At 51.1% G+C, this 8887-nt stretch carries 13 protein-coding genes; 1 reads left to right on the top strand and 12 read right to left on the bottom strand.

Annotated features, from left to right (window positions below; translation table 11 throughout):
- Positions 1 to 145: 145 nt before the first annotated feature.
- From NGM28_RS28070 to NGM28_RS28030, 9 genes are all read right to left on the bottom strand, one after another.
- On the bottom strand, positions 146 to 745 hold the full coding sequence (locus tag NGM28_RS28070) for a hypothetical protein (RefSeq protein WP_252092494.1): 600 nt from the start codon (positions 743 to 745) through the stop codon (positions 146 to 148).
- 276 nt (positions 746 to 1021) lie between these two features.
- Positions 1022 to 2269 carry a secretin GspD/PilQ domain-containing protein gene (locus tag NGM28_RS28065; protein ID WP_252092493.1) on the bottom strand — a complete coding sequence of 416 codons (1248 nt, stop codon included), beginning with the start codon at positions 2267 to 2269 and terminating at the stop codon, positions 1022 to 1024.
- 51 nt (positions 2270 to 2320) lie between these two features.
- Positions 2321 to 3352 (bottom strand): zonular occludens toxin domain-containing protein, encoded by a 1032-nt coding sequence (locus tag NGM28_RS28060; protein ID WP_252092492.1) that lies wholly within the window; start codon positions 3350 to 3352, stop codon positions 2321 to 2323.
- A gap of 3 nt (positions 3353 to 3355) precedes the next feature.
- On the bottom strand, positions 3356 to 3640 hold the full coding sequence (locus NGM28_RS28055; protein WP_252092491.1) for a DUF2523 family protein: 285 nt from the start codon (positions 3638 to 3640) through the stop codon (positions 3356 to 3358).
- A gap of 28 nt (positions 3641 to 3668) precedes the next feature.
- On the bottom strand, positions 3669 to 4715 hold the full coding sequence (locus NGM28_RS28050) for a hypothetical protein (RefSeq protein ID WP_252092490.1): 1047 nt from the start codon (positions 4713 to 4715) through the stop codon (positions 3669 to 3671).
- 141 nt (positions 4716 to 4856) lie between these two features.
- Positions 4857 to 5081: a hypothetical protein gene (locus NGM28_RS28045; RefSeq protein WP_252092489.1), complete on the bottom strand. Its 225-nt coding sequence runs from the start codon at positions 5079 to 5081 to the stop codon at positions 4857 to 4859.
- Positions 5082 to 5319: 238 nt separating this feature from the next.
- Complete coding sequence (locus NGM28_RS28040) at positions 5320 to 5604, bottom strand: alkaline phosphatase family protein (RefSeq protein WP_252092488.1); 285 nt, start codon at positions 5602 to 5604, stop codon at positions 5320 to 5322.
- A gap of 73 nt (positions 5605 to 5677) precedes the next feature.
- Positions 5678 to 5908: a hypothetical protein gene (locus NGM28_RS28035; protein ID WP_252092487.1), complete on the bottom strand. Its 231-nt coding sequence runs from the start codon at positions 5906 to 5908 to the stop codon at positions 5678 to 5680.
- Positions 5905 to 7035: a phage/plasmid replication domain-containing protein gene (locus NGM28_RS28030; RefSeq protein ID WP_252092486.1), complete on the bottom strand. Its 1131-nt coding sequence runs from the start codon at positions 7033 to 7035 to the stop codon at positions 5905 to 5907. Before NGM28_RS28030 ends, NGM28_RS28035 begins: the two co-directional genes overlap by 4 nt.
- Before the next feature lie 130 nt (positions 7036 to 7165).
- Here NGM28_RS28030 and NGM28_RS28025 point away from each other — a divergent pair, with 130 nt between their 5' ends.
- Positions 7166 to 7570, top strand: coding sequence for a helix-turn-helix domain-containing protein (locus tag NGM28_RS28025; RefSeq protein ID WP_252092485.1), 405 nt, complete (start codon positions 7166 to 7168; stop codon positions 7568 to 7570).
- Positions 7571 to 7850: 280 nt separating this feature from the next.
- Here the strand turns inward: NGM28_RS28025 and NGM28_RS28020 are convergent, their stop codons facing one another.
- The 3 genes from NGM28_RS28020 to NGM28_RS28010 all read right to left on the bottom strand — a co-directional run bounded on the left by NGM28_RS28020 (position 7851) and on the right by NGM28_RS28010 (position 8805).
- Positions 7851 to 8183, bottom strand: a complete 333-nt coding sequence (locus tag NGM28_RS28020; protein WP_252092484.1) for a hypothetical protein — start codon at positions 8181 to 8183, stop codon at positions 7851 to 7853.
- Positions 8183 to 8467, bottom strand: a complete 285-nt coding sequence (locus NGM28_RS28015; protein ID WP_252092483.1) for a hypothetical protein — start codon at positions 8465 to 8467, stop codon at positions 8183 to 8185. Before NGM28_RS28015 ends, NGM28_RS28020 begins: the two co-directional genes overlap by 1 nt.
- 107 nt (positions 8468 to 8574) lie before the next feature.
- A complete protein-coding gene (locus NGM28_RS28010) occupies positions 8575 to 8805 on the bottom strand; it encodes a hypothetical protein (RefSeq protein WP_252092482.1) in 231 nt (76 codons plus the stop codon).
- Positions 8806 to 8887: the final 82 nt, after the last annotated feature.

Raw genomic sequence — 8887 nt, 5'->3', positions numbered from 1 at the left:
TCTTCGTATGGAGCTTCCGGGGCACGAGTTGGCCAGATCGGAAGCCAGATCGCACTGCGATTTTCGCGGACGCGAAAAATCGACCTGCTCGGCCGGCACCAGGTGTTGCTAGTAGCAACACCCGCCGTACCTATCAACGGCTATGTCATTCCCGCTTAGCCTGAGCAGCTTTCTCGGCCAGGTACTGCTCGTACTGGTACTCCAGCTCATGCTCGCGATCAAGGTCGCTGTCGGTGATGCTGTCAACGATCTCGTACGGAATGTCTTCATCGAAAGACCAACTGTCGAAACGACGAATGAGGTTGAACCTGGCATTCATGTGAAACGCGGTGCCGTGATACATCCTGTCGAGATCCTGTTGGCCTCCGTAAACGAAAGAACCATCCAGGACGAGCTTTCCTAGAGCCGGATCGTAATCAGCGCTGGTGATTTTCAAGGAGGTCACTCGAAAGTCAGATGCATTCATGTCGGCCCGAGCTTCAGAGGTTGCGTCCTCCAATAAATCGTCAAGCTGAGACGGCAGATCGTCTTCCCAAATGGCGTCCTTGAGATCGCTGACACCAAAGGCGGCACGGACAAGCCGAGGATCATCAGGGTTACGCGTGGCTACAGTGGTAAGGTCATGAAAGTTAGAGAATTTCGCTTTACGAGCGAAAAGCTCTTGAGCTGATGACAGCGAGACTCCTTGCGTCTTGGCAAGAGCTTTAGCCTGCTGTTTGATAAGACTGATGGTGTCGTAGGACATGGCACTTCTCCTTTACGCGCGCTCAAGGGGAAAACTGCTTGCTCATCGACCCGGCGCATCTTTAGGAAAAATGCGATATAGGACGGGGTTGAAACGATGGGTATTAACTTCGCCAGTGCAAGCGGGCAGGCTGCCATCAAAGCCTGGCATCGAACATACAGGCTTCGTAGATGAAAAGGAATAGTGACGATGTGTGCGCACCATGAGGGCGCTGACTACCCTGCCCTCATGTTATGGCAAAAAGTGATAACTATACTAAATATTCATTTAGTTTAGTTATATAGGAGCGTCTACCAAGCGCGGCGTCAGAAACAAAACCAGCTCGGTTTCAGTCTTCACGGTCGAGCTGCTGTTGAACAGCCATTTAAGCCCTGGGATCTGTCCAAAAAACGGCACGCTACGCACAACGGTGCTATCCGTATCCGAGTACACGCCTCCCAACGCCACAGTTTTCCCAAAACCCGAAAACACCCGGGACGTCAGCGATGTGGTGTTGATCGGTGGCACCCCGTTCATTGCCTTCGAGTAATCGGGTTCATCCTTTGAAAGGATCACGTCCAGGAGCACCCCGGTATCGTTCACCAGCGGGGTGACATCGAGCGAAAGCGCAGCCTCTTTAAAAGAAACGGATGTAGCCCCGTCACCGGCCGACTGTTGGTATGGAACCTGAGAGCCTTTGATGATTTTCGCCTGATGCCGATCAGTGGTGAACACGCGCGGGCTGGAGATTACACGACCCCTGCCCGCCTGCTCCATTGCGTTCAGCTCAGCATCCAAATTGAACGACCTGGATGTAATCCCAAACCCAGCGATAGCAGCTGGTGTCAGGCCCAATGGAACGCTGCCAATCAAGGTGCCGGCACCGCTACCAACAGAACCGGACCATTGGACACCAAGATTCTTCGAGTATGACCGATCAACCTCGACTATGCGGGCCTCGATCATCACCTGTTTACGCGAGTAATCAACGGCTGTCAGATATGTGCGCAGATCGACCAAGCGTTCGTCACTCATGCGTGCAACAACAACTGACGAGCCTTCTTCAGCGTTCAAACTTTCGCCCTGGTCGAGCGGAAACGCCTTAATAGCATCTGCCGATGGAATGTTTCGAACCTTTAATACGGTGACCTTATACGACGGTGTAGCTGGGCCAGAAAGCGAGCCAGACGGCCCTGTAAAAGTCCCGAAAGTACCACCGGAATCGTCTTCCGTGTGCGGATATGCGCTGACGCGAAGAAACTTACCATCGACAGTGTACAGAAGACCGCGAGGACCAGTGACGAGTTCAATAGCATCGTCCCAGCTAACGTCCTTCATGCGCATCGACATGGAGCCGGTAACGCCTTCGCCCAGGACAAGATTAAGGCCACGATAGTCGGCAAGAAGCTGAAGTGCAGCAGATACCTGGATAGTTTGGAAGTCAAACGTCAATGGCTGTGTAGTTTCAGAAGCATTAGCCTGCGAGAGAAAGGCTGAGAAAGACAATGCAATGATGAATCGGCAAAATGTATTAGAGGAAGTCATGAGAAAGAGTCCGGGAAAAAAGGATTAATTGGTGAAGGGGGCAGCGCTACGCTAACCCCCTCCCCCAATCAATCCTCCAATCACAGGCAAAGGCTTTTTAAGCGACCAGCTAGTAATTTTTGAGCCGTCAACGATGCAAAATGCCTCAGTGAAGTCATCCGTGTAGCGGCAATGATTAAATGATATGTATCGAGTGTTGCCGCTAGAGTCCGAAATAAGAGCCAGCGGTTCCGCGACAGACCTTGAATTCGGATCGGGCTTAGATGGGTGGACAAAGCCAACCAATCGCCAGGTAGTGGATAGCGGATACTCAATAGGCTTTTGCTTGATCTGATGATGAGCCGGTTTTGTAGAGGAAGGATGATCGGAGTTAGATGAGAAGAAACTCTTAACGCCGTATGACCCAAGCACGATAAAAATCAGAAAGGCCGCCAGGCAAGACCATAGCCCGAAAGACCTAAAAATACTTGAGCGACCATCAGCAGCGGACTCATCGCCAACTGAGCCAGATGCAGATTGAGTGGCCGAATTGTAAAAGCAATAAACAGACTTCTTAAAAGTACCTGCATCAGTTCTAACTAGTTTTGACTTGGGCGGTGAGTCGCCAGTAACCGCACCCTGGTAAATGTCTACCTTGTAGACCTTCTTTCCAAACTTGCGGATACGGTAAGTGGTTTCAACAAGTTGGCGTACCCATGAAGCTATCTGCGAGAGGTCTTGAGTGACAAGAACAACACGCATGGAGTTGTTCTTTGCATCGACACGATGACGATGTTCTGCAAGCAAAGACTTATCTGAAAGCCTTGCACGATTGATAGTCTCACCCGAAGGCCAGCGCCTCCAACATTCATCAATAATAGCAACGGCGCCTGGGGGAATGATCTCGCCAAGATCTTCTAAGTTATGCCAATCCTCAGGTAACTGAGTGATATTTCCACCAAATGCAGCTAAAAGCTCATCCACTGCTAACGGAATATTGGTAAAGACATGGCGATCTTGCTTCAGCGAAGGAATGACAACATGCTCAACAACACCATAACTTTTGCCATGCCCTGGCTTGCCAACATAAGCATGAATAGCCATAAATCACCCAATGAAAGGAATGCGACGAACAAGAAAACGCAGCACATAAGCGCTGAGAACTACAGTAATGCCATAAGGAATTTGAAATATGGACATGAAATACCAGACCGAGGGATCAATAGATTCGAAAAGCCCACCTGCGACCTCTATCAATCCCACAATGCTATTGGAGCTTATGAGGCTCAACATGGCCTGCCAAAGCCAGTCAGCCACGGCAATTACGATGTCAGCAAGAAACTGAATTATTTGTTGAAGGATTGAGAGCAGCCACTCGCCGAAACCAGACATGAAGACCCCTATGTTTTAGCCGCTAAAATCAAGCTGAGAGGAAAATACGAACAGCTAGCAACGACCACGCCGCCATGAAAACGACTGTGAGGATTGGCGAAATGCCGGAAAACAAATCACAGTGCGCATCGAATGCGACGACTGTTCCCAACAACTGAATTTGAGCTGTTGGACAAGAGCCTTGCTGCCCTGCCCCGGAGATTTTATTGTTGAAGTTGGTAAGAGCTTTGCCAATGCCAGAATCGTTAAAGTCAGCTTCCATGCCGACTACGAATGTCTTGTAGTGAGCTGCATTGACCTCGCTGTTGACCACTCCGTCGGTGTCTAGTGTTCCAGGAGCAGAGAAAGACAGCTCGCCATCAAAACCGGAGTCGCCAGACCCACCGCCGTTGCCGCCGCCTGTATTACCTCCATCCCCTGCACCGCCATCGGAGCCATCGCCGCCACCGTCGCCAGGATCAACGTTTGGGGTGAGAGAATCGCCAGTCCCTGGGGCGGTGTATCCGGCCTCAGAAGCACATGAAGGACTCGCGGAATTAAGACCCACGACGTAGTTACAAAAGCCAGTATCTGTAGAACCTGCAACCAAGTAACAGTTGCTAACGGCGGCTGATTCCGCCAGATAAGAGCAAGAGTTATGGCATATATCAGAATCAACAGAGCGAACAGACCACGTAACATAGTACTTATCTCCGGTTTTGGTTACTGAGCTATTAGAGCCGCGCGACTCAAGCGTCTCAGGACAAGACGCCTCAGTAGCACCCTCGATGTTAATACCTATCTCAAATAGAGAGCCAAAGTATTTGTATGAGTACTTACAGCTATACATTGATGCAACGGCGGTAGCCGAGCAACCGACAACTGCATAGTCAGTGGCCCTAGAGCTAGTATTAGCTGTGCGGGCAGCAACCATAGCTGCTTCAATAAATGCTTCAGGAGTAGCCGATCCAGCACCTGCTTGACATTCATTGGGATAGCTAGATACATAGGCTTGGCTGCATGACCAGGCTGAAAATGCTTCGTCTGAAGGAAGCCAAAATAAAAATAGGAGAAATATAGAGTAAGTAAGCCTCATGGATCACCACCCGGAGAAGACGGCAAAAGAACATCCACAGCCGATACAGAACATGGCGAAGTAATAAAGCTGATCCATACATCCCCCTGAAAACAGTAAAAAAAAGGGCGCCCGAAGACGCCCAGGTCATTCCAAAAAGCCTTAGCTGCGCAGGAAGCCGAGAACGATGCGAGCGCCTTTGATACCGGCATATACTCCTGCGAGAATACCGGCGACAGCCAGAACACCCGTGGTGATGGTGCTGAAATCTACAGCAGAGGTCATCTGGGAATAATCCCAACCGGTCCCTTCCGCTGCGAAGACACCAGGCGCGGTAACAACAGTTGCGGCAACGGTAGCGGCAGCGAACAGTTTTTTGATCGACATACTTTGAATCCTCATGATTGCTTGATGAAATTTAATAAGGCCCGGACACCTATGGACATGACCAAGAAAGATCCGACCAAAGTAAAACCGGCACCAAATGCTTGCCCCAAAACCACTGGATCAAGCTGTGAAGGGTCAAATGGTTGAATGTATGGAACAAGCACCCAATCAACCGAGCACACGGGAGATGCACCGCTCTGAACAACAAGCTCTCCAGGGCAATGCAATAAACCAGACATTAGGCAGTTTTAGCCTGAGCAGTACTTACACGACGACCTTGACGAGGATCGACCTCGAAGCTCAGTCGAGAATCACGAACACTAGCGATAACATCGCATTCGTAAGTACCGGGTTGAGGCACCTGATTAGGTAGTTCGGCGTAAAAGTCAGCCATCTGCGGATACGGGATATTGGGCAGATGGACGAATGCAGTGTACATGCAGTAAGGCTTGCCACTTTTTGCAGCTGTACCAGTACGGTACTGACCAGTAACCTCAACGATGATAGTGTTTGCGTTAGACATGGTGGAGCCCTCTTCTATTGGCAGTCAGCAACTCATGGCTGACCTAAGTTATGCCCTTTTGGGCGAAATTAATTTAGTAACCCATCCACTCAGCGATAGAAACTGTTCCCCGTGTATCGCTGACAGTGACCCATTGCTTCTCAGGTTGGATGCCCTGCTCTTTTCGAACCTCAAGTACTGCAATGGTCTGAGCAACTTGATCGGCCAATACTGGATTCAACATGTTTTGAATCCGGCGCTGTTGTTCGAGCCTGTGACGTTGACCAGATGTAAGCTGTGCGCCCTGGAAGCTGACAGTTTTCATGCCGCAACCTGCCTCAGATGATTAGGGCGTTGGTACCAGGAAGGAACGGCCAAAGTAGACTTGGTGACTTCGCGGCACTGGCGGACGAAAATAGGCGCGAATCGGCTGGTATCGCATGCATTGCGAATGTTGATGCCGATACGATTAAGACGAGCTGCATGGTCTTGTACTTGTCGTTTCTTAAAATCGAAGCGCTGGCCATGCATCCATTGAATGGCATAAAGGGCAGTTGTATTTGCAGCGCGAGTGGTATCAACAATTTTCTCTGCCAACAGCTGCTCGCTAATGCTAACGATATCCATCGCAGTCACCTTCAGCTTTTCATCAATTTTAAGAAACTCACAGTGGAGCTGGGCTAAGCGCCCTTCATCAAATAGGCCCCAGTAGCAAAGGGCTTCGCGCTGCAAGAATTCACTTTTAAGCTCTTGCTCTAAACGCACTACGCCTTCAGTAGCGCAGTAGTCACGGACGCGCTGGACATACTGATATTCCGACGATTCCTCGCCATAAACACGCTTGATTTTTGGCAGGCAGTTTTGATCCATTTCAAAGGCTTTGTCGTAAGCCTTTCTATATTGCAGGCGGCCACCCTGGCCATTTCCTTTCGGAGTCCAGGCAACAGTGCGACCATTGGGGTACAAGAACCCGATGGAGTGGCCGATGCGTTGGCTAGATACACCGCGTAGGTAAGCCAAAACATTGCCTTCGCCCAACGCAACGTTGGTTGTGAGGTCGATACGTTCGATTTTTGCGCCGTCGGCGATCCTGTCGCCGGAATTTGCGCCCGAAGCGCCCTGACGGATATCGAGCCGAGTACAACGAGTAAAGCCAGGCAGCCCGTATTCGCGAAGAAGGTCGTTGTATACGGCAACGCACTGCTCAATGGTGGTAAAGCCGAACAGGTTGTCCAGCCGCCCTACTCTGCTCGGATTGCCCTCGACTCGGATTTTTCGGCCCTGGACATGAACAGTGACGGAGGTCGAATAGCTTGCCTCGTGCTTGAAGCGAGGCTGCTTGGTGCTCAGCACCTCATTGGTGTTCGAGTCGATCGTCAACGTCACAACGTCGCACACGATCGGCAGATCATGGTCGTGCTCCTGCGAAATTGTGAGCCAATCGATGAACATCAGAAATCCTTGTCAACCCAACACATTGCGCAGGCAAAGCTACGCTATGTGTTAGCCTTTTGACAAGAGATATGTCGCAGCTAGACCAAATAAATCTATGTGCTGTATGAATACACAGGAGTTAGAGTCTATGGATCATGAACATTCGGTTGAAGCGGCGATGAGCATCGGAGAGAACATCAGGTTTAGGCGAGAAGTTAACAAATACTCGCAGAAAACCGTTGCTGAGGCGGTAGGTGTGGCAGAAAACACCATTGCTAGCTGGGAAAAAGGCAAGAATGTGCCGCCAAGCGACAAGGTTGTGGCGATAGCTAAATTCTTCCAATGCACTACAGATGAGATCCTGCTCAGCGATGAGGAGCGAGGGCTAGAGGTGCAGATGTTGGGCCTGCTCCGCCGTTTCGGAAGCCTGAACGATACCCACAAACCTATAGCCCTCAATGTAATCAGCTCGATCCTCCAAGGCATGGAAATGGAGGAGTACATGAAGGGCGAACGCAACAACGGCAGCAAAAGAATAGGAGTGCTGGGCTAAGGATCGCGGGAAACCGCGGTAAAGTGGGGGTGTAACAGCACCCCCACCCGCCTTCGGCGGCCAGCAGGTCAATCACCTGAAGGCCGGCCCCTCAAATGTCATCATCAGATCTGCCCTGGAGACGGCGCTGCAGGTCGATCAAAAGCGGTTGGACGCCAAAGGGAAGCGGCCAAAACGGCGTGAAAACTGACGCGCTGCGCTTGTCCGCCGCATCTGCATACCTGGCTAGGCGTCACGTTGTTCCTTCCTAACCAGGCACACAGCCGCGGCAACTCTAGAGTCAGATGTAAGTCGCCTTCTCTAAGCTGCTGAGGGAAACCCCGATCAGCTCAAGACCTTTTGTTGTGAGACGGGCCCGCTGCACCCAAACATAGTGAGGGGTGCCAATGATGAAGCCCTCATCGACAAGGAAAGCGACACACTGAGAAGCAAAGATGTGCTGTGGTGCGTGGGCAGTCTTCACTTCGTCTAAATTTTGCTGCTCAAAGGCAGGGCCATCAGCGAGGCCAAGCTCCTGAAAATCAAGGTCAACAGGTGCTGGAAAGCTCTTGGCAAGAGCCTTCAGAACCGTGGTAACCACGCTGTTGAACTGATGGTAATTCTCGAGCTTCATCAGAGCGAAGCCTCCATTTTTTGGCTGTGGAATGTGTAACGAACCGCATCAGCTCCTGGCACTGGGTCATCGTAATAGCCATAGAGCTTGCGGTCGTCAAAGCTAATCGTGACAAACTCACCGGGGCGTTTCAGATACTTAGGCACAAGAAATGTCGCAGCTCTGGTGACAGTAGCTCTACCGCTCGCTGCTGGAGTCCGTGTCTGACTATGCCATGTGATTTCCAGAGCCTCGCTGAAACCGTCCTCGTAAAGAAACTCTGCCGTCCCTTCAAAAGCGCTCATCTCTACCTCCTTGAAGCTGCAATTGCAGCGTAAATGATGATGGCATAAAGCGATGACGAGACGTCAAGCTACGCGCAGGCAATCGGCCCCTCAATTGTCATGATTGGTCAAAGCTCCTGGATCAACGCGGCGACCGATCTCAGCTTGGCTACCAGGTCATCGATCTCGGCGGACTCATCATCGAGCTGACGAACCCTGGAGCGCAGCTTGCGAATGTCGGCCACCAGGACGCCATACGAATCAATCAGCGACTCGATGGCATGCTCAGGGTCAGGGTTGGCCATGTAGGCCTTGGCATCGCGCACGGCGCGATCAGAGAGCGAAAGTTGGATGCGCATAATGGACCCTATATTAAGCGACGCCCGGAGCCGGTGGCATTATCCGGACGCCGCTCAACATAAGGCCCTGTCATTATGCGCA

Source organism: Pseudomonas sp. MWU13-3659 (assembly GCF_023757525.1).
Taxonomy (GTDB): Bacteria; Pseudomonadota; Gammaproteobacteria; order Pseudomonadales; family Pseudomonadaceae; genus Aquipseudomonas; species Aquipseudomonas entomophila_E.
The sequence above is the reverse complement of the archived record's forward strand: the minus strand, read 5'-3'. Positions and strand labels throughout refer to the sequence as shown.